Genomic DNA, 18,676 nt, shown 5'->3' with positions numbered 1-18,676 from the left:
CCGTGTTTCTGCGCGAACCAGTGCGTTTCTGCGTTCAAAGCGGCCACACGAATTTCAAACAAGTCGTTTATATCCAATGGCTTGCACGCAAAAACCCGGTCTAAAACTAGGTTAAGGCAGCGCAGAAACAGCACGCTCGTTCGATTTTGTTTCTGTACAGAAACAGATTAGGTACATTACTTTTGCCGTCAAAATCGGTCGACTTTGACAGCCGAATCACCCAAATTTGGACCGATTTTGACGTCTAAACCAGTCACCCCGCTGCCAACTCATAGCGCTCGACGAGCGCCACAGCTGCTTCCAATACAGCCACCAGTCCCGCGTAGTCGTCGCCACTGAAGTCAGCACCATCAAGTCCCGCTGCTGTTACCAGAGCCGCTGCGCGGCCATTGCCTCCAAGAGCGCTAGCCGCGCTATCTGCAGTCAACGTATTGCGGTCAAAGAACGGTTCATCAACTGGAAGGCTCAGTGGGCCGAACAACTCCCCGAAGACTTCGCCGATAAGACTGATTGCAAGCGCTGCTGCCGTCATGTGGTTTTGCTTGTCGTTGGTCTGGTAAATATAGCGACGCCTGTAAAACAGCCTACCCTTTTGCGCGCAATGCCGCCTTCACGACTTCACCGACGTGACGGTTGCTAAGGCGCTGAAGCTTGCGAGCAATGTCAGGAGCGTTACCAGTAACAACAGCGCGCGCAATCTGCTCTATCAAGTGCATCGCCGCAGGCGATGCGAACTGGCGCTTGAAGCGGTGCTGGCGTCGTACCTTCATACGCTGGTCTCCAAAAGGTTGGTAGGTCCCGCTGACAGCACGACGGCCCTAACGCTCTTGGTAACAACGTCGCGATAACTGCTGTCACGTTCGCACGGCTTACCAGAGTAATAAGTCTCGTAGGGCTCACTGCTGCCATATCGTCCGCGCTCGTGCGTCCAAGGCTCCTGCCGGATGTCGACAACGCGCACTACCTCCGCCTCGTCGGCGTCAGCGTGCTCGCTCAGGAAAAGTACCTCTGCTTGCGGGTCCGCGTGCGCCAGCAAGTCTAATAAGCCTTGTACCTTCATGGGGCCCTCCTCTTCTTAGTTGCACGGTGCAACAAAGTATGCAGTCCGAATCTTATGCTAGCATCGACTGATGCAATTAACGCAGGAGAACCGTGTGCAATACGATGACCTGATACGCGATGCTCGCAACGAGACCTTGATGGCATCGACGCGTCTTCACGCCGCGTTTGACGCCATATATCTTTGCTGCCAGCCCGCGGCCACGCTAGACGAGACGCTCGAGACGCTCGACGTCAATCGAGCTGATACTGCGCTTGTTATCGATTTGCGCAACTGGGTGCAAAACGTCGCGCCAATGGGACCACTGCCGATGCCACCAAGCGAAGCGGTCGCGCTCGCCGAGCGTGTGCACAAAGCGAATGGAGCGCGGGGCTAAATGCAGACAGGGTTGCCGGGCGAGTCGCTGCACATCCCTGCGCCACGGCAGATGGGTGGCTACGTGCTCTTTCTTGATTACGACGGATGCCTGCATCCCCATCCCGTCCACGAAAAGCCCGGTTATGGTCCATTTCTCGTTGGTTTTCCTGGACACAAGCTGTTCGAGCACGCGCCGCTGCTGGAGTCCGTGCTCGAGCCCTACCCGAACCTAAAGATTGTTTTGTCGACAAGCTGGGTACGGCGGTATCGCGGAAGTCTGCGCCGTACGTCGAGGTGGCTCCCGCCCGGCTTGCGAGCAAGAGTTGTGGGCGCAACCTACCACTCGCGCATGCACAGCCCCGACTTTTTGGAGGCATCTCGCGGCATGCAGATTTGGAGCGACGTACTGCGGCGCAAGCCCAAAGCGTGGCTCGCTGTGGATGACGACGATGAGGGGTGGCCGCCGTGGTGCCGTGACAACCTCGTGCGAACAGACGAGGTACTTGGTATCAGCCGGCCCGACGTGCTGGCTGAGTTGAAGGCAAAGCTGGCAGCAATGTACGCGTGAAGGAGACCCAATGCTGCAAATAACGATTTTTGATGGCGAAGCCGCCGAGCCCGACACCCTGGTACATCTGTGCGACATCGAGGGGTACGTCGAAGCCTACGACAGACCTCACTTTTCCACCCTGGAAGAGGCGCTACGCGTGCTCCAGATGTGCGAGGAGCGATACAGCACTCCGCGCCTGAGGGGTCGGTGCTTTACGGTTGCGATTGGCCGCAAAGAGGGTCCCGAGGTGACGCCGCTGGTGCGTCTCGACGGCTATGCCCACAACGGTTGGGCGAGCGCACACGTCATTGGCACGGCGCCCTCGTGGAGCACGGAGCCGGTGACATACGCGCCGGACAACGACGCGGTCGAAATTGTGCGCAAAATCCTAGCCGGACAGGTGACCTGATGATGGTGTTCGAGTTGATAGCGCTGCTGCAGCAGCAAGACCCGCATTTTACGGTGTGCCACCTGGGGCCCTACGACTTACCGGAGTGCCCCGCGGAAATTTACGGGGTTAAAACGGAGCCAAGCGAGCCAGGCTTTGTGTATTTAACTACAGCGCTGCCGCCAGTTGCCACGCCGAAAAGCATAAGCCGCCAGGCTGCTTGCAACAGGCGCAAGCTGGTTCGCAAGAGCAAACTGCTATCGGCGGAGGCTTTTTGCAGGCAAAGAGGCATTTCGCGAGCGCAGCTCGTTCTGCTGCTGAAACGCCACGAGGTGTTCGCTGTTGTGACCGTTGACCACAAGCCGCACTACCCTGCTGTGCTAGCAGGCCCTGCACCGATTAGGCGCAGACTGACGAAGCTACTTAGACGCCTGCCGTCAGGGACGCCACCCGTGACTAAGTATGACCTACTGTCCGCACGAAGGGGCTCGCTTGGTGACAGGTCACCTGCACAGCTGGTGCGCCGCGGTGACGGCTATCGGCGTGCTCGCAGATTTATACGCAGTTGGTCCGAAGCAGTGTTTGCCGCATAGCGCGCGTCAACCGGGTCTGTGTCAACTGCGGCGCTGAGGCTAATGCCTGCCAACGTACGGCCGGCCGCGAATAAGTCGCCCAACGGCAAAGCCCACGACAGCTGCTCCAACGAGGATAAGCGCAACCGGCAGTGTTGGCAGGATTATCTGCGCCCAATGCACTTGCGACCAATCCATCACACCCTCCGGTTTGGGAAAGCACCGTGACGCGCCAGCGCACCGATGATGTCAACGGAGCGGCTCATTTATATGCCGCCCGACGTACGGCCGGCCACGAATGAGTCGCCCAAGGGCAAAGCCCACTGCCGCGGCGCCGACTGGCAGGTACAGCAACGGCAGCAGCGGCACGACAAGGTGTCCCCAATAGCTCAGCTGTGACCAAATCATCCCCGCCTCCGCTTGTCAGCGCACCAGCATGAGTCTACGCCCTCTGGGGTTGTAATCGCATGCTTAAGTTTTTGAAAGCCGGACCGTAAACCTGCGTACCGGCGGTGTGTCGGTACAGGCGCGAGCCTGCTGTATTTGGTGCAAGCAAGAGGATGACAAATTGAGCGCATTGACTAGAAAGGCTACGTCGCTGGCTACCGCCATGTGCCGCGACGCAATGGGCAACTACAAGGCGGGCCAAGATGCGCGCAGCGTGGGCTTTATCGCTGCTGCCATCAAGATTCTGGACGCAGTGAAGGTATGCGAAGAAGCGAAGAACGACGTGCGCGCAGAAGCAGCACTGCAGGCAGCGATGAAGGAAGCGTTCGACGCAACGGAAAACCTGCCCGAGTTCGATAAGGACTTGGTCGAAGGCGGTGCCGCACGCTTTGCAAAGCTTGGCGTGTCGACTGATGGAATTCTCGCCGAAATCGGCGCAGCCGAACTGGAGGCATGATGCGTACCGAAGAACAGCCAATCCAGATGACTCATGCGGAAAAAGAAGCCGCTCGCGCTGTGCTGGCAGTGGCGCAAGGCTTTGTCGACAAGGGCGACCTGCGCGGCTACGCACGTGCGCTTGAGGAAGCAGCGGGCCTCGCGAAGGCAGCGGTCCTGGAGCGTAAGTGATGGCGGACGAGGACAAGTCGCTCGATAGCGTTTTCAACGAAAAGGCCTTCGAAGTCTACGAGTTTTACCTTCGACGTGCATTTGCGCGCGACGGCTTTATCGGCATTGCGGAGTTCAATGAGCAGTTTGTTGCTGCAGCCCGGGAGTATGGCTGGGGCAGCAGCGCCGACTCCGCCACAATCGCTGCACGGATGACCAGCGGCCTATTCCGAGAACTGGAATAAGACAAGAGGGCCACGCTCGCTGCCGAACGTGGCCCTCGTTTATGGTGCGTGAGGTCGGACTCGAACCGACACAGGATTGCTCCCGTCAGGACCTAAACCTGGTGCGTCTACCAATTTCGCCACTCACGCAATTCTTTCAACTTTATATGCTGTAGGCAGGACCGCTGCGATATCGCATGCGATACGGCCTGCTGCGAGACGGCGAACAACTGCGATACAACTTCAAATCCATTGTCCAGCACGGCTTGCAGCCAATTTCAGTCCTGACGCTCCTACAACGAGCAACAGGACCTAAACCTGGTGCGTCTACCAATTTCGCCACTCACGCGAATTCTTTGCGCTTGTCTTCTTGCGCCCGGCAGGACCGCTGCCAACAACGCGTGCGATACAACCCTGTGCGACATGCCGACTGATCGAGTCCTCGTGAGACGCCGGGCGCGGTGTTGTCCACCTCGCCCGCAATACAGCCTGCTTTCTGACTGCGCCCGCCGGCAGCGATGCTTCATTATGGGCCGGCTGCGCGATTCCAGCTAAGCGTCAGAAAGCGCAAGCGCGAGATTCTAACCGATTGACTGGCGCTTGTCTGCATCCCGAAAACAGTGCACGACGGGGCACGACAGCGCATCGACCCACGCGCCGGGGCGCCCTCCAGGGCCGGCCGAAAGCCGCGCCGATGCTAGAATCGCGGCTCTACCGTCGCGGCGCGCGCTGGCCGCCGCGCAAGCCGCTTCGCCCCACATCTCCGAACGCCGTGAACTTCGACGACTACTGCCTGCAAAAGGCGGCTCCCCCTGGTTCGAGCACTTACTATGCGCTGCGTCAGGCCCGCGCTGCGCGCCAGCCGCTCCTGACCGCCCTCTTCGCACTGCGCCGCGAACTCGAGGAAACCGCGAAAGAGACGAGCGATCCCACCGTCGGCCGCACGAAGCTCGCCTGGTGGCAAAAGGAACTGGCCGCGCTCGCCGCGGGCAAACCCGCGCATCCGGTCACCCAGGCGCTCGCCGCGCATCTCGGCGATGCGAGCGCCGTCTATCCCGATCTGCAAGCGCTGCTCGCCGGCTTCGAAATGGACTTCGAGCAGGCGCGTTATCTCGATCTGCCGAATCTGCGCCGCTATATGCAGGGCGTGGGTGGCACGTTCGCGTCCCTCGTCGCGCAACTGAGCGCGCGCACCGACGAGGATCGCGAGAATGCCGCACGCTGGGCCGCGCCGCTCGGCAACGCGCTGATGCTCGCGCAGTTCGTGCCGGAAATCGGCAACGACGCGCGCCATGGCCGCATCTACGTGCCCATCGACGAACTGCAGCGCTACAACGTCACCGCCGCCGATCTCATCAACCGGCGCTATAGCACGGAGTTCACCGAGCTGATGCAGTTCGAGACCTCGCGTGCGCGCGAATCGGTTCAGGCAGCGCTCGACGCGATTCCCGCTTCGGCACGGCGGGACCAGCGCACCTTGCGTGCGCTCGCTGCGCTCGAACTCGCGTTGCTCGACGAAGTCGAGCGCGAAGGCTACCAGGTGCTGCATCAGCAGATCGTGCTCACGCCAGTGCGCAAGCTCTGGATCGCCTGGCGGGCCGCGCGGCGCGGTTGACGCCCGCGCTACGCGCGCAGCAAGGGCAGCGGCTCGAAGCGCTGCTGCAGCACGGCCTGCGCGTCGAGGCCCCACCACGGGCCTAGCACGGTCGCATAGATCTGCCTGAAATCGACGCCCACCGGCAGATTGCCGTTGCCGTCGAGCCGCGTGAGTTGCGGCGCCTGGCCATAGAGCCCGCCCGCCACCCGCCCGCCCGCGACGAAGTGCGCCGAAGCCGTACCGTGATCGGTGCCGCGGCTTTGATTCTCGCGCACCCGCCGCCCGAATTCCGCATACGTCACGATGAGCGTGCGGTCCCAACGCCCGAGTTCTGCGAGCGCCGAGCGCATCGCCGCCATGCCCGTCGCGAACTGGCGCAGCAAGTCGGCGTGACGCTGCGGCTGGTTCTGATGCGTGTCGAAGCCGTTCAGCGTCAGACGAATCACCGCGACACCGCGCCCCGCCATCGGCGTACCTTGCGGGGTGTCGCTCGAGGCGAGCGCCTGCATGGCCGTTTTGATCGAGGTGCCGAACGCGCCTGTCGGAAACGCAGTCTTCAGCGCGTAATTGCCCGAGCGGGGCCGCAGCGCATCGGCGGCATGCACGATGTCGTTCTCGACGTCGAGGATATGTGCGAGCGCGGGATTGCGCTCCTTGAGCGAGACCGGTGTCACGAGGCGCGAAGCGCGTGCGAACTGCGCCGGATTGACGAGCGCGATGGCGCGCGCGCCGTTCGAGAGCGGCCCCATCTCGGCGCTGCCGAGCACGAGCGCATCGGCGGCGAATCCGGACGGCACCGGCTCGCGTGCAAACGCGCGCGTGAGCCAGCCCTCGCGCAGATATTCGTTGGAGCGCGAAGCCGTGTCCCAGATCTCGATCGATCGAAAATGCGAAAGATTGGGCTGCGGGTAGCTCACGCCCTGCACGATCGCGAGCTCGTGCGCGCGCCACATCGGCATGAGCGGCGCGAGCGCCGGATGCAGCGCCGTGCGCTCGTCCAGTTGAATCGCCTGTGCGCGCGGCACGCCGATCGTTTGCCGGTAGCTGTAGTAGAGCGGATCGGCAAACGGCACGACGGTGTTGAGGCCGTCGTTGCCGCCCTTGAGCTCGACGAGAATCAGCAGGTTCTCGTAGCCGCTCGCCGTGCCCGCATGCATGGACACCGTGCCTTGCGCGCGCGCAGCGCGAGGCAACCATAGCGTAGTACCCGCCACCGCGGCGGCCGTCGCACCGGCTGCAAGAAAGTCGCGTCGCTTCATGGCTTGCCTCGCTCGTCAGTGCGGCGGCGCACATTGCCGCCAGGGATTCGGCTATTCGTATTCATTGCTTCACTTCAACTGATACACCGGATCCATCAGCAGTGCCTGGAGATACGAACCCGCACGGCTGCCAACTGCAATCGCATCGACGGGCGCCAGCGGCAGGACTGCATGCTGCATTTGCAACTGCGCGGACAAGCCTGGCGTGGCATCGGCGGTGAGACCGTAGCGCGAGAGCCAGCCATCCAGATCGAAGCGCATGCCGCCTTGCAACGCGTCACGCCGCATCGCGTTCGGCGCGTTCTGCATGTTTTGCGGCAGGCTTGCGGCGATCCTGGTCGCTGCGGCCGAAGCATGCGGCCGCCCTGCTTCCGTCGCACGAAACAGCTGCTCGACGAACTGCTTGCGCGCGAGCAGCGTCGAGCTATTGATCCACGATGCCCCGCCGGGCCACCCCTTCACGTTCGGCGGATAGAACAGGTTCTCGCCCAACGCGGCCGAGCGGCGCGCGAACGGCAGCGTATCGCCATAGGCCACATCGAAGCGCCGCAGCGTGCCGACGATGAACTCCACAGGCGAACTCACGAGCACACCCCGATTGCGCTCATCCCAGAACGCGGAAGTGACGAAGAGCGCGCGAAGCGCGGCGCCGACGTCATAACCGCTTGCGCGAAAACGATCGGCGACGCTTGCAAGCTGCGCATCGTCGGGCGTCGCGGAGATGAACTCGCGCCAAAGCCTCGCCGACACATACCTGGCAGTTTGCGGCTGCATGAGCAGGATGTCGAGCACCTGGTCGCCGTCGAACGGACCGCTGCGTCCCAGCACGGTCTTCTCGCCGTCGTCGTGCAAATCGGCGCGCCAGACGAACGCCTGGGTGTCGGGATCGAGACTCCAACCCGTGTAGGCGCGCGCCGCTTCGGCAACGTCGCGCTGCGCGTACTGTCCTTCGCCCAGCGTGAACAGCTCCATCACTTCACGCGCGAAATTCTCGTTGGGCCGGCCCTTGCGATTGCTCGCGCCGTCGAGGTAAAGCAGCATTGCGGGGTCCTTCGCGACCGCATGCAGCATGCTCGCGAAACTGCCCAGCGCATCGCGCCGCAACAGCGCGTTTTGCGCGGCCATCAACTGCGGTTCGCCGACTTTGTCCTGACCCGAGGTGAAGTGGTTGTGCCAGAAGAGCGTCATGCGCTCGGTCAGCGGCGAAGGCGTGACGAGCATTTCGCGCAGCCACCATGCGCGCAATTCGTCATAGCGCGCACCGCGCTGGCGCTGCGCTTGCTGGCGCTCTTCAGGGGTCCACGCGTTGCGCTGTGCCCGACTCGGCGGGACTTCGGCGGTCCACGCGGGCAGCGGCGTGAGCGCCTCGCGGCGCGCGTTGCCGACGAGCCGCGCGACAGCCTGCTCTCGCGAGAGCCCCACGTAAGGCTCGACTTCGCTCTCGCGCGGCGCGAAGCCCGTGCGCACGAGAAGATGGCGGGCGTCGTCGGCATCGAGCAGTGCATCCGCGCCGTCGTCGGGCGCCGCTGCGCGGGCGGCGGACTGCGCGCTTGCCTTCGACCGTCTGGAGTCGCTCATGATGAATGGGCGCACGACGAATCCGCCGGCGCAATCATTGAAGGTACCGGCTTAACGGCGGCGACGAAACGGATGTTGACAGTGCAATTGCTACGGTATTTTTCAGCGCGTTTCGGCGGCGCAAGCGCGCGAATGCGCGCTTCGAAGCCGGTAAAATCATGAAAGGCGTGAGAAAGGCGTGCATGAGGTGCGAAGAGAAAATCGCGTAAACGTTATTGCGGCACTTTCGCAGCAGAGCGGCATTTACACCGCCTCAGCGGTATTAGCGCTTGTACAGTTCGCGCACGGCGTCTTCGATGTGCTGGCGCAGGAGGCGCCGCTCATCAGGCGTCATATGGCCGTCGCGGCGACGCTGATCGAGATCGGGGGGAACCGCGGGACGCTGGTTGATGTCCGACGCGGGGCGCGGGATCGTGTCGCTGCGTACGCGCCGCATCGACGATTTGCCGAACGGCGAGCGAGCGGAAGACTGCGAGTTCTCGTAGCGGTCTGCGGAGGGCTGGGCCCGGGCCGGCACCGACTCCAGTGCAGCCGCCACGCCACCGGCTAGCGCCAGTGCAAGCATGGTGTGGCGCATTGTCGGCCTGACCCCTCCCATCGTTTTGTTCCCTTCTTGACGCGGCAAACGGCTACCTCGAATACATGTGCGAACCCGGCTCGGCGCGGGCATGAATTTTAAAGTCGAATGAAGTATCTACCGAACTGCCGCTTTCCGTAAAGAAGTCTATCTGTCGGTGCTTGCGGTCGTGGCACAGCACGGGTAAATTTTGTAACTGACTGTAACCTGATAATTGGTGCAAACTCGCACCACTATCCAATCGCGCTAAGATGCCAGGCATGGAAACCAAAAACCCGTCCAAAATTCTCGTTGTCGATGACGATCCCCGACTGCGGGACCTGCTGCGCCGCTACCTCGGCGAGCAAGGCTTCAACGTCTATGTGGCCGAAAACGCCCCCGCCATGAACAAGCTGTGGGTGCGCGAGCGTTTCGACCTGCTGGTGCTCGACCTCATGCTGCCAGGCGAAGACGGCCTGTCGATCTGCCGCCGCCTGCGCGGTAGCAACGACCGCACGCCCATCATCATGCTCACCGCCAAGGGCGAGGACGTGGATCGCATCGTCGGCCTCGAAATGGGTGCCGACGACTATCTGCCCAAGCCTTTCAACCCGCGCGAACTCGTCGCCCGCATTCACGCGGTGCTGCGCCGTCAGGCGCCGTCCGAACTGCCGGGCGCGCCCTCGGAAACCACCGAAGTGTTCGAGTTCGGTGAATTCGCGTTGAACCTCGCCACGCGCACGCTCACCAAGGCCGGCCAGGAAATTCCGCTCACCACGGGCGAATTCTCGGTGCTCAAGGTGTTCGCGCGTCATCCGCGCCAGCCGCTCTCGCGCGAAAAGCTCATGGAACTGGCGCGCGGCCGTGAATACGAAGTGTTCGACCGCAGCCTCGACGTGCAGATCTCGCGCCTGCGCAAGCTCATCGAACCCGATCCGGGCAGCCCGCGTTTCATTCAAACGGTCTGGGGCCTCGGGTATGTGTTCATTCCCGACGGCGCCGCGTGATCCTGAATGGTGTCTCGTTGTCTGCACTGCCTCTGTTGAAACGGGAAGGGCCCATGCGGATTGACCGGCGTTTGCTCACGCTCGCGTTCGGCGATCTGTTCTGGCGCACCTTCCTGCTGATCGCCCTTCTCATCGCGGTCAGTCTCGCCGCGTGGTTCCAGAGCTTTCGCGTGATCGAACGGGAGCCGCGCGCGCAGCGCGTGGCGCTCCAGCTCGTCGCGATCGTGAAGCTCACGCGCACCGCACTCCTCTACTCCGATCCCGATCTGCGCCGCGCACTGCTGCAGGATCTCGAGAGTAACGAGGGCGTGCGCGTGTACCCGCGCGAAACCACCGACAAATACAAGCTCCAGCCCGATGAGTCGCTCAATCGCCTGATCGAGCACGACATCCGCGGCCGTCTTGGCGACGACACCGTGATCGCGCAGTCCGTGAACGACATTCCGGGCGTGTGGATCAGCTTCAAGATCGACGAAGACGACTACTGGGTCGCGCTCGACCGCGACCAGCTCGACAACGTCACCGGTTTGCAGTGGGTCGGATGGGGTGTCTCGGCGCTTGCGCTATCGCTTTTCGGGGCGGCCTTCATCACGAGTCTCGTGAACCGGCCATTCGCGCGGCTCGCCATGTCGGCGCGCATGCTGGGCTCGGGACAGCCGCCTGCGCCCTTGCCTGAGAGCGGCATGGGCGTCGCGGCCGAAACCAATCGCTCGTTCAACCAGATGGTGCGCGACCTCGAGCAGCTGGAGGCCGACCGCGCGCTGATGCTCGCGGGCATCTCGCACGATTTGCGCACGCCGCTCGCGCGCCTGCGCCTCGAGACGGAGATGAGTCCGTCCGACCAGGCCACCAAGGACGCGATGATCGACGACATCGAGCAGATGGACATGATCATCGGCCGCTTCCTCGATTACGCTCGGCCCACCCAGCGCATGCCCGAGCGCGTCGACCTCTCGGTCATTGCCGGCGAGATGGCCGCGCGCATGGCAAGCGAAGACGGCGTGCGTCTCATCACGCGACTCGCGCCCTCGGCCATGATCGAAGCCGACGACACCGACATGCGCCGCGTCGTGGGCAACCTGATCGAGAACGCGCGCAAGTACGGCGCGAGCGAAACCGACGGCATTCCGCACATCATGCTCGAAACGCGCGTCTCGCATTCGCGCGTCGAGCTCTCGGTGGTCGACGAAGGCCCGGGCATTCCCGAGGATCAGCTCCCGCTCGTCACGCGGCCGTTTTACCGCGTCGATACGGCCCGCACGCAGGCCAACGGCACGGGACTCGGCATGGCCATCGTGCAGCGCCTCGTGGGCCGCTATCGCGGCGCGCTGCGCCTGCGCAACCGGCTGCCGGGCCCGGGCCTCGAAGTGACGATCGAGTTCCCGCTCGCCAAGGGCGCCTGAGGCTCGTCCCCTCCTGATCGAGACCCGGCGGCGGCGCACCGCCGCACCACGCGCCGCCCGCACCTGCGACAATCGTTTTCCTGGGCACGCCACGCAGCGCGTGGCGTCAAAGCGGGCCGCCGGCCCGTCTTTCGTCTGAGGACCTCCGCCATGAAAACCGTCGGCGACAAACTCGAAGCCTTTACCGTCACGGCCGCGAAACCCGGCTTCAACCATCCCGAAGAAAACGGCGAGTCGGCGTTCACCGAGATCACCGAGCAGACCTTCGCCAACAAGTGGAAGGTCATCTACTTCTACCCCAAGGATTTCACGCTCGTTTGCCCCACCGAGATCGTCGCGTTCGCACGGCTCATCAAGGAATTCGATGACCGCGAAACCGTCGTGATGGGCGGCAGCTGCGATAACGAATATGTGAAGCTCGCCTGGCGACGCGAGGACAAGACGCTCGATCGCCTCAATCACTATTCGTTCGGCGACGTGAAGGGCGAACTCATCGATCAGCTCGGCATACGCGACAAGGAAGCGGGCGTGGCGCTGCGCGCGACGTTCATCGTCGATCCCGACAACACGATCCAGCATGTCACGGTGAACAACCTGAACGTCGGGCGCAGCGCCGAAGAAGTGCTGCGCGTGCTCGATGGGTTGCAGACCGGCGAGCTGTGTCCGGACGGGCGCGAAGTCGGCGGCGGAACGCTCTAGGTCTCGCGCCGTGGCGCATCACGTCTGGCTCGCGGCGGTGCGGGTGGGCAGGCGGTTGCGTATGGCCGTTTCGAGCGGCCGCTTCCACTCGAGCACGCGCTTTTCCAGCACCTGCCACGACAGATGGGCGAGCAACACGGCCAGCGCGAACTGCAACACGAGCGCGAGGGCCGGCTGTGCAATATCGGGCACATGGAGCCTCGCATAGAGCCCCGGCGCCATGCCAAGGCGCGCCGGCACGAGGTTGTGAAACAGATAGAAGCCGTAGCTGATCGTGCCGAGATATGCGAGCGGCCGCAGTTCCAGCGCTGCGACCAGTACGCTGTCCTGTCGGCGCACGAGCCACAGGAACAGCGCGCCGAGCGCGAGCGCGAGCCCGATGTCGAAGCAGCCCGGCAGCATCGTCACGCACGTCACGCCTTCGGCGCAGTCAGCACAATCGGCGCGCGCCAGCGCGAAGCCGGCAACCGCCGCACACGCCCCGACGAACCACAACGCGCTCAACACCCCCGGGCGTAATGGCACGCGCGCGCCGCCGATCGCCAGTGCGCCACCGAGCGCAAGCATGGCGAAATTCCACGGCGAGAATGCGTAGATGAGCGGCGCGATCGCCCCTGCTTCGTAGAGCGCGAGATGCGCGCACGCCGCCGCCGCGATGACCACCGCGCAGAGCGCGAGATGGCGCGACGCGCGCACGAACAGCAGCGCAAACGGCGCGACGAGATAGAACTGCTGCTCGACCGCGAGGCTCCAGAAATGCGACACGGTGCCGGGCCAACCGTCGTGCACTACGCCGATCCAGTAATTGGAGAGGAATACGAAATGCCAGGCGAGCCCGAGATCGACATCGCGCTGATAGAAGCTCGCATGCGCGATGGTGAGCGCGACGAGCAGCAGGTAATACACGGGAAAAATGCGCAGCGTGCGCTTCATGAAAAAGACGTACAGCAGCGCGGCCGTGCGCGCGCTGTGCTGCTCGATGCGGACCCGATTGCGATGCAACTCACCGATGATCAGATAGCCGCTGATCAGAAAGAACAGCCAGACGCCGATCTTGCCCGCATCGACCGCGTCGACGTGGGCCTTGTGCGAGAGGAACACGAGCACCACTGCCAGCGCCCGCAGGCCATCGAGGCCTTTCACGCGTCTTTCAACTCCCGCCATCGTCCTCCCCACTTCCGGATACCGGTTCAGTATGGGACGAAAAAAACGGAAATTAATCGGCAAGAAAAGCAACGGCGATGATTGCAGCTGCAATCATCGCCGTCAGGTGCGGAGCAGGCACGGGTCCTGCTCGCGCCGCTCAACCCTTCAAAATGACGGTTGAATAACCGCTCATGCGCGCAGCAGCAGTACCGCCGCCTGCGCTTCGATCCCTTCGCTGCGGCCGAGATAGCCGAGCTTTTCATTCGTCTTCGCTTTCACGTTGACGCGCTCGACCGGCAGGTTCAGGTCTTCGGCGATCGTCTTGCGCATCGATTCGATGTGCGGCGCGAGCTTGGGCGCCTGTGCGATCACCGTGGTATCGACGTTCATGAGCGTGAAGCCCGCCTCCTGCACGCGGCGCAGACATTCGCGCAGCAGCACGCGGCTGTTCGCGCCGTAGAACTGCTTGTCGGTGTCGGGGAAATGGCGGCCGATGTCGCCGAGCGCGGCGGCGCCGAACAGCGCGTCGGTGATGGCGTGGAGCAGCACGTCGGCGTCCGAGTGGCCGAGCAGGCCGCGATCGTAGGGGATCGTCACGCCGCCGAGCACGAGCGGGCGGCCCGGCACCAGCGCGTGCACGTCGTAGCCTTGTCCGATTCTGATGTCCATGTTTGGGGTTCCGGGTAAAGGGATTGCGGCGCGCTTACTCCGCGGGCCGGCTGAGGATCGCTTCGGCGAGCGCGAAATCTTCGGGGTACGTCACCTTGAAGTTGCGCAGGCTGCCCTGCACGAGTCGCGGCGCGTGGCCGAGCCACTCGATCGCGCTCGCTTCGTCAGTGAGATCGTGGCCGTCCTGCTGCGCGCGCTCGATGGCCGTGCGCAGCATGCCGATGCGGAACATCTGCGGGGTCTGAGCCTGCCAGAGGCCGTCGCGCGATTCGGTGCGCGCGATATGCGCGCCGGGCGCCGCGGGGTCCTTCGGCGCGACGCGCTTGAGCGTGTCGGCCACCGGCAGCGCCATGATGCCGCCCACGGGGTCGTCCTTGAGCGATTCGACGAGCGCGCGGATCAGCGCCGGCGTGATGCCGGGACGCGCGGCGTCGTGCACGAGCACCCAGTCGTCGTCGGTTGCGCCGAATTCGGCGAGCGCGGCGAGGCCGTTATAGACCGTAGCCTGGCGCGAGGCGCCGCCGCAGCGGCGCACGGCAAAGCGCAGGCCGCCGAAGCGCCGGGCGTCGAAGTGGTTATCGTCGGGAGAAATCACCACGAGCGTCTGCGAGAATTCGTTGCAGGCGTCAAAAGCGGCAAGCGTATAGTGCAGGAGGTCGCGTCCGGCAACGATTCGATATTGTTTCGGCATGGCCGAGCCCGACCGGCTGCCGGTACCGGCGCACGGAATCAGGGCAAAGAGGCGTGAAGTCACGGTGTCGCGAGCCGCATGAGTCAAATTAAAGGACGGATTTTATAATAGGTCCGTTACCCGCACGCCGGACGCCAGCAAAACGGCCCTGGAATGCCCGCGCAACGTAAGGAAAAGCGCGCCGAATTCACTTGAAGACCGCAAACCGGCCCCCATATCCCGGTGTTGCACCGTGCCCGAACTGAACTGGCCACCATACCGACACAAGCGCCGACACAAACGTCGGCCACCCTGTTGCCCATGTCCGATATCGCCGCTTCCTCGCAATCCCCGTCCCCCGTTGCCGTCGTCAAGCCGGGCCAGCGCTACGCGTTCGATGGCACGCACGGCTCGTCCGACGCGCTCCTGATCGCCCGCTACCGCGAGGCCGCGCGCGCCAGCGCCGCCCGTGCGCCGCTGCTGGCCGTGATCTGCGCGAGCGCCGTGGACGCGCAGCGCCTCGCCCAGGAGATTCCGTTCTTCGCGCCCGAGGCGCGCGTGCGCCTGTTGCCCGACTGGGAAACGCTGCCGTACGACACGTTCTCGCCGCATCAAGACCTCGTTTCCGAGCGCCTCGCGACGCTGCACGATCTCGGCGAAGGCCGCTGCGACATTCTCATCGTGCCGGCCACCACGGCGCTCTACCGCATGCCGCCCGCCTCGTTCCTCGCGGCGTATACGTTCTCGTTCTCGCAGGGCGAACGCCTCGACGAAGCGAAGCTCAAGTCGCAGCTCACGCTCGCGGGCTACGAGCACGTGAGCCAGGTGGTGCGCCCGGGCGAATATTGCGTGCGCGGCTCGCTCATCGACCTCTTTCCGATGGGCTCGCCGCTGCCCTACCGCATCGACCTCTTCGACGACCAGGTCGACTCGATCCGCGCGTTCGATCCGGACAGCCAGCGCAGCCTCTATCCCGTGAAGGACGTGCGCCTGCTGCCCGGCCGCGAATTCCCGTTCGACGAAGCCGCGCGCACGGCGTTTCGCAGCCGCTGGCGCGAGGTGTTCGAGGGCGACCCGAGCCGCGCGACGATCTACAAGGACATGGGCAACGGCGTGCCGTCAGCGGGCATCGAATACTACCTGCCGCTCTTTTTCGAAGAAACGGCCACGCTCTTCCACTACCTGCCGGAAAACGCGCAGCTGGTGTTCTCGGGCGACCTCGACGCCTCGATCCGCCGCTTCACGAACGACACGAAGCAGCGCCACAACTTCCTCTCGCATGACCGCGAGCGGCCGATCCTGGAGCCGCAGCGACTCTTCCTGACCGACGAGGACTTCTTCACGTTCGCGAAGCCGTTCGCACGTCTCGTGCTGCCCGCCACGAGCGCGGGCGGCTGGGCCACGGCGCTGCCGAACCTCGCGATCGACCGCCACGCCGACGACCCGCTCGCTTCACTGCGCACGTACCTCGAAACGACGAAGAACCGCGTGCTGTTCGCGGTGGAATCGGCGGGCCGGCGCGAAACCATCGCGCAGTTGCTCGCCGACAACCATCTGCGCCCCGCGGGCGCGGACAGCTTCGAGGACTGGCTCACCGGCGACGAGCGTTTCACGATGGGCGTAGCGCCCCTCTCCACGGGCTTCTCGCTGCCGGGCGAGGAACTCGCGGTCATCACCGAGACCGAGCTTTACGGCCCGCTCGCGCGCCGCGCCGGGCGCCGTCGCCAGGAACAGGCGAGCAACGTCGATTCGATGGTGCGCGACCTTTCCGAGCTGAAAGTGGGCGATCCGGTGGTCCACGCGCAGCATGGCATCGGCCGTTATCACGGTCTCGTGACGATGGACCTCGGCGAAGGCGACACCGAGTTCCTGCACCTCGAATACGCGAACGGCAGCAAGCTCTACGTGCCGGTATCGCAACTGCATGTGATTTCGCGCTACAGCGGCGCCGATCCCGATAGCGCGCCGCTGCATGCGCTCGGTTCGGGCCAGTGGGAAAAGGCGCGCCGCAAGGCCGCGCAGCAGATCCGCGACACGGCCGCCGAACTCCTGAACCTCTACGCACGCCGCGCCGCGCGCGAGGGCCACGCGTTCGCGCTCGAGCCGCGAGACTATGTCAAGTTCGCGGAGAGTTTCGGTTTCGAGGAAACGCCGGACCAGGCCGCCGCGATCGCCGCGGTCATCGGCGACATGACGAGCGGCAAGCCGATGGACCGCCTCGTCTGCGGCGACGTGGGCTTCGGCAAAACGGAAGTGGCATTGCGCGCGGCGTTCATCGCCGTGATGGGCGGCAAGCAGGTGGCAATTCTCTCGCCCACCACGCTGCTCGCCGAGCAGCACACGCAGACCTTCACGGACCGCTTCGCCGACTGGCCCGTGCGCATCGCCGAGCTGTCGCGCTTCAAGTCCGCCAAGGAAGTGAGCGGCTCGATCCAGCAGATCAACGACGGCAGCGTCGATATCGTGATCGGCACGCACAAGCTGCTTTCGTCCGATGTACAGTTCAAGCGCCTCGGGCTCGTGATCATCGACGAGGAACACCGTTTCGGCGTGCGTCAGAAGGAGGCGCTCAAGGCGCTGCGCGCGGAAGTCGACGTGCTCACGCTCACCGCCACGCCGATTCCGCGTACGCTCGGCATGGCGCTCGAAGGCCTGCGCGACTTCTCCGTGATCGCGACCGCGCCGCAAAAGCGCCTCGCCATCAAGACGTTCGTGCGCCGCGAAGAAGACAGCGTGATTCGCGAGGCCATGCTGCGCGAACTCAAGCGCGGCGGTCAGGTGTACTTCCTTCACAACGAGGTCGAGACCATCGAGAACCGCCGTGCGATGCTCGAAGCGCTCGTGCCGGAAGCGCGCATCGCCGTGGCGCACGGCCAGATGCACGAGCGTGAACTCGAAGCCGTGATGCGCGATTTCGTGGCGCAACGCGCGAACGTGCTGCTCTGCACGACGATCATCGAGACCGGCATCGACGTGCCGACGGCGAACACGATCCTCATCCACCGTTCCGACAAGTTCGGCCTCGCGCAGCTGCACCAGCTGCGCGGCCGTGTCGGGCGTTCGCACCACCAGGCGTACGCGTATTTGCTCGTGCACGATCCGCAAGGGCTCACGAAGCAGGCGCAACGCCGGCTCGAAGCCATTCAGCAGATGGAGGAACTCGGTTCGGGCTTCTATCTGGCGATGCACGACCTCGAGATTCGCGGCACGGGCGAGGTGCTCGGCGACAAGCAGTCGGGCGAGATCCAGGAGATCGGCTTCCAGCTGTATACGGACATGCTCAACGACGCCGTGAAGGCGCTGAAAGACGGCCGCGAGCCCGATCTCAACGCGCCGCTCGCGGCGACCACCGAGATCAACCTGCACGCGCCCGCCATCCTGCCCGCCGACTATTGCGGCGACGTGCAGGAGCGCCTGTCGCTCTACAAGCGGCTCGCGAACTGCGAGCACGACGATTCGATCGACGGCATTCAGGAAGAGCTGATCGACCGGTTCGGCAAGATGCCCGCGCAAGCGCATGCGCTGATCGAAACGCACCGTCTGCGTCTGGCGGCCAGGCCCCTCGGCATCACGAAGATCGATGCGGGCGAAGCGGTCATCGGCCTGCAGTTCGTGCCGAATCCGCCCGTGGACGCCATGCGCATCATCGAGATGGTGCAGAAGCACAAGCACATCAAGCTCGCGGGGCAGGACAAGCTGCGCATCGAAACGCGCAGCCCCGATCTCGCGGTACGCGTGGCGACCGTGAAGGAGACGTTGCGCGCGCTCGGTGCGCCCAATCGCGCTGGCGCATCGCGCTGAACGCCTTTTCATCATCTTCGGACGCCCGCGCGGATTGCCCTCTGCGCGGGCGTTTTCACGTCATGCTGCAGCGCGCCATGCGCAGCG

The 18,676-nt window shown here is 64.0% G+C and carries 20 protein-coding genes and 1 tRNA gene; 11 read left to right on the top strand and 10 right to left on the bottom strand.

What is annotated here, in order from left to right; translation table 11 throughout:
* Nucleotides 1-253: 253 nt before the first annotated feature.
* Genes AB4Y36_RS22190 through AB4Y36_RS22180 form a run of 3 tightly spaced genes read right to left on the bottom strand, consistent with a single transcriptional unit; the run spans nucleotide 254 to nucleotide 1,060 of the window.
* On the bottom strand, nucleotides 254-532 hold the full coding sequence (locus AB4Y36_RS22190; RefSeq protein ID WP_368684065.1) for a hypothetical protein: 279 nt from the start codon (nucleotides 530-532) through the stop codon (nucleotides 254-256).
* Between the two features lie 52 nt (nucleotides 533-584).
* The gene (locus AB4Y36_RS22185; protein WP_368684064.1) at nucleotides 585-770 is read right to left on the bottom strand and encodes a hypothetical protein; all 186 of its coding nucleotides are present in this window, start codon (nucleotides 768-770) and stop codon (nucleotides 585-587) included.
* On the bottom strand, nucleotides 767-1,060 hold the full coding sequence (locus tag AB4Y36_RS22180; RefSeq protein WP_368684063.1) for a hypothetical protein: 294 nt from the start codon (nucleotides 1,058-1,060) through the stop codon (nucleotides 767-769). Before AB4Y36_RS22180 ends, AB4Y36_RS22185 begins: the two co-directional genes overlap by 4 nt.
* A gap of 94 nt (nucleotides 1,061-1,154) precedes the next feature.
* On the opposite strand from AB4Y36_RS22180, the gene AB4Y36_RS22175 reads away from it, so the two are divergent.
* From AB4Y36_RS22175 to AB4Y36_RS22150, 6 genes are all read left to right on the top strand, one after another.
* On the top strand, nucleotides 1,155-1,436 hold the full coding sequence (locus tag AB4Y36_RS22175; RefSeq protein ID WP_368684062.1) for a hypothetical protein: 282 nt from the start codon (nucleotides 1,155-1,157) through the stop codon (nucleotides 1,434-1,436).
* A complete protein-coding gene (locus AB4Y36_RS22170; RefSeq protein ID WP_368684061.1) occupies nucleotides 1,437-1,985 on the top strand; it encodes an HAD domain-containing protein in 549 nt (182 codons plus the stop codon).
* Between the two features lie 10 nt (nucleotides 1,986-1,995).
* Entirely contained in the window at nucleotides 1,996-2,376 is a 381-nt protein-coding gene (locus tag AB4Y36_RS22165; RefSeq protein ID WP_368684060.1) for a hypothetical protein, read from the top strand.
* A 1,176-nt stretch (nucleotides 2,377-3,552) separates the two neighbouring features.
* Nucleotides 3,553-3,831 carry a hypothetical protein gene (locus AB4Y36_RS22160; protein WP_368684059.1) on the top strand — a complete coding sequence of 93 codons (279 nt, stop codon included), beginning with the start codon at nucleotides 3,553-3,555 and terminating at the stop codon, nucleotides 3,829-3,831.
* Nucleotides 3,831-4,001, top strand: coding sequence for a hypothetical protein (locus tag AB4Y36_RS22155; RefSeq protein WP_368684058.1), 171 nt, complete (start codon nucleotides 3,831-3,833; stop codon nucleotides 3,999-4,001). The genes AB4Y36_RS22160 and AB4Y36_RS22155 overlap by 1 nt, the downstream gene beginning before the upstream one ends.
* On the top strand, nucleotides 4,001-4,225 hold the full coding sequence (locus AB4Y36_RS22150; RefSeq protein ID WP_368684057.1) for a hypothetical protein: 225 nt from the start codon (nucleotides 4,001-4,003) through the stop codon (nucleotides 4,223-4,225). Before AB4Y36_RS22155 ends, AB4Y36_RS22150 begins: the two co-directional genes overlap by 1 nt.
* A 42-nt stretch (nucleotides 4,226-4,267) precedes the next feature.
* Here the strand turns inward: AB4Y36_RS22150 and AB4Y36_RS22145 are convergent.
* A tRNA-Leu gene (locus AB4Y36_RS22145) sits at nucleotides 4,268-4,354 on the bottom strand.
* A gap of 622 nt (nucleotides 4,355-4,976) precedes the next feature.
* Between AB4Y36_RS22145 and AB4Y36_RS22140 the strand changes: the two genes are divergently transcribed.
* Entirely contained in the window at nucleotides 4,977-5,819 is an 843-nt protein-coding gene (locus AB4Y36_RS22140) for a squalene/phytoene synthase family protein (RefSeq protein WP_342946004.1), read from the top strand.
* An 8-nt stretch (nucleotides 5,820-5,827) separates the two neighbouring features.
* Here the strand turns inward: AB4Y36_RS22140 and AB4Y36_RS22135 are convergent, their stop codons facing one another.
* The 3 genes from AB4Y36_RS22135 to AB4Y36_RS22125 all read right to left on the bottom strand — a co-directional run bounded on the left by AB4Y36_RS22135 (nucleotide 5,828) and on the right by AB4Y36_RS22125 (nucleotide 9,215).
* Nucleotides 5,828-7,060, bottom strand: a complete 1,233-nt coding sequence (locus AB4Y36_RS22135; RefSeq protein ID WP_368684056.1) for a DUF1501 domain-containing protein — start codon at nucleotides 7,058-7,060, stop codon at nucleotides 5,828-5,830.
* 69 nt (nucleotides 7,061-7,129) lie between these two features.
* On the bottom strand, nucleotides 7,130-8,638 hold the full coding sequence (locus tag AB4Y36_RS22130) for a DUF1800 family protein (protein WP_368684089.1): 1,509 nt from the start codon (nucleotides 8,636-8,638) through the stop codon (nucleotides 7,130-7,132).
* A gap of 262 nt (nucleotides 8,639-8,900) precedes the next feature.
* Entirely contained in the window at nucleotides 8,901-9,215 is a 315-nt protein-coding gene (locus AB4Y36_RS22125; RefSeq protein ID WP_069268101.1) for a hypothetical protein, read from the bottom strand.
* A gap of 260 nt (nucleotides 9,216-9,475) precedes the next feature.
* Between AB4Y36_RS22125 and ompR the strand changes: the two genes are divergently transcribed.
* The 3 genes from ompR to AB4Y36_RS22110 all read left to right on the top strand — a co-directional run bounded on the left by ompR (nucleotide 9,476) and on the right by AB4Y36_RS22110 (nucleotide 12,303).
* Nucleotides 9,476-10,201 (top strand): two-component system response regulator OmpR, encoded by a 726-nt coding sequence (gene ompR / locus AB4Y36_RS22120; protein WP_035514479.1) that lies wholly within the window; start codon nucleotides 9,476-9,478, stop codon nucleotides 10,199-10,201.
* 53 nt (nucleotides 10,202-10,254) lie between these two features.
* Nucleotides 10,255-11,604 carry an ATP-binding protein gene (locus tag AB4Y36_RS22115; RefSeq protein ID WP_069268102.1) on the top strand — a complete coding sequence of 450 codons (1,350 nt, stop codon included), beginning with the start codon at nucleotides 10,255-10,257 and terminating at the stop codon, nucleotides 11,602-11,604.
* Nucleotides 11,605-11,754: 150 nt separating this feature from the next.
* Nucleotides 11,755-12,303, top strand: coding sequence for a peroxiredoxin (locus AB4Y36_RS22110; protein WP_069268103.1), 549 nt, complete (start codon nucleotides 11,755-11,757; stop codon nucleotides 12,301-12,303).
* Nucleotides 12,304-12,321: 18 nt separating this feature from the next.
* On the opposite strand, the gene AB4Y36_RS22105 is transcribed toward AB4Y36_RS22110, so the two are convergent.
* The 3 genes from AB4Y36_RS22105 to ispD form a co-directional block, all read right to left on the bottom strand.
* Nucleotides 12,322-13,446, bottom strand: coding sequence for an acyltransferase family protein (locus AB4Y36_RS22105; RefSeq protein ID WP_368684055.1), 1,125 nt, complete (start codon nucleotides 13,444-13,446; stop codon nucleotides 12,322-12,324).
* A gap of 192 nt (nucleotides 13,447-13,638) precedes the next feature.
* Complete coding sequence (ispF, locus tag AB4Y36_RS22100; RefSeq protein ID WP_069268105.1) at nucleotides 13,639-14,118, bottom strand: 2-C-methyl-D-erythritol 2,4-cyclodiphosphate synthase; 480 nt, start codon at nucleotides 14,116-14,118, stop codon at nucleotides 13,639-13,641.
* A 34-nt stretch (nucleotides 14,119-14,152) separates the two neighbouring features.
* Nucleotides 14,153-14,872, bottom strand: a complete 720-nt coding sequence (gene ispD / locus AB4Y36_RS22095; protein WP_069268106.1) for a 2-C-methyl-D-erythritol 4-phosphate cytidylyltransferase — start codon at nucleotides 14,870-14,872, stop codon at nucleotides 14,153-14,155.
* Nucleotides 14,873-15,109: 237 nt separating this feature from the next.
* On the opposite strand from ispD, the gene mfd reads away from it, so the two are divergent.
* Nucleotides 15,110-18,589, top strand: a complete 3,480-nt coding sequence (mfd, locus tag AB4Y36_RS22090) for a transcription-repair coupling factor (protein WP_368684054.1) — start codon at nucleotides 15,110-15,112, stop codon at nucleotides 18,587-18,589.
* Nucleotides 18,590-18,676: the final 87 nt, after the last annotated feature.

Source organism: Paraburkholderia sp. BR10936, assembly GCF_040965735.1.
Classification (GTDB): domain Bacteria; phylum Pseudomonadota; class Gammaproteobacteria; order Burkholderiales; family Burkholderiaceae; genus Paraburkholderia; species Paraburkholderia nodosa_A.
The sequence above is the reverse complement of the archived record's forward strand: the minus strand, read 5'-3'. Positions and strand labels throughout refer to the sequence as shown.

Bases quoted from the DNA above. Each gene is read 5' to 3' on its own strand.
- AB4Y36_RS22190 (WP_368684065.1), bottom strand. From the start codon at position 532: ATGACGGCAGCAGCGCTTGCAATCAGTCTTATCGGCGAAGTCTTCGGG.
- AB4Y36_RS22185 (WP_368684064.1), bottom strand. From the start codon at position 770: ATGAAGGTACGACGCCAGCACCGCTTCAAGCGCCAGTTCGCATCGCCT.
- AB4Y36_RS22180 (WP_368684063.1), bottom strand. From the start codon at position 1,060: ATGAAGGTACAAGGCTTATTAGACTTGCTGGCGCACGCGGACCCGCAA.
- AB4Y36_RS22170 (WP_368684061.1), top strand. From the start codon at position 1,437: ATGCAGACAGGGTTGCCGGGCGAGTCGCTGCACATCCCTGCGCCACGG.
- AB4Y36_RS22165 (WP_368684060.1), top strand. From the start codon at position 1,996: ATGCTGCAAATAACGATTTTTGATGGCGAAGCCGCCGAGCCCGACACC.
- AB4Y36_RS22160 (WP_368684059.1), top strand. From the start codon at position 3,553: ATGGGCAACTACAAGGCGGGCCAAGATGCGCGCAGCGTGGGCTTTATC.
- AB4Y36_RS22155 (WP_368684058.1), top strand. From the start codon at position 3,831: ATGCGTACCGAAGAACAGCCAATCCAGATGACTCATGCGGAAAAAGAA.
- AB4Y36_RS22150 (WP_368684057.1), top strand. From the start codon at position 4,001: ATGGCGGACGAGGACAAGTCGCTCGATAGCGTTTTCAACGAAAAGGCC.
- AB4Y36_RS22135 (WP_368684056.1), bottom strand. From the start codon at position 7,060: ATGAAGCGACGCGACTTTCTTGCAGCCGGTGCGACGGCCGCCGCGGTG.
- AB4Y36_RS22130 (WP_368684089.1), bottom strand. From the start codon at position 8,638: ATGAGCGACTCCAGACGGTCGAAGGCAAGCGCGCAGTCCGCCGCCCGC.
- AB4Y36_RS22125 (WP_069268101.1), bottom strand. From the start codon at position 9,215: ATGCGCCACACCATGCTTGCACTGGCGCTAGCCGGTGGCGTGGCGGCT.
- ompR (WP_035514479.1), top strand. From the start codon at position 9,476: ATGGAAACCAAAAACCCGTCCAAAATTCTCGTTGTCGATGACGATCCC.
- AB4Y36_RS22115 (WP_069268102.1), top strand. From the start codon at position 10,255: ATGCGGATTGACCGGCGTTTGCTCACGCTCGCGTTCGGCGATCTGTTC.
- AB4Y36_RS22110 (WP_069268103.1), top strand. From the start codon at position 11,755: ATGAAAACCGTCGGCGACAAACTCGAAGCCTTTACCGTCACGGCCGCG.
- ispF (WP_069268105.1), bottom strand. From the start codon at position 14,118: ATGGACATCAGAATCGGACAAGGCTACGACGTGCACGCGCTGGTGCCG.
- mfd (WP_368684054.1), top strand. From the start codon at position 15,110: ATGTCCGATATCGCCGCTTCCTCGCAATCCCCGTCCCCCGTTGCCGTC.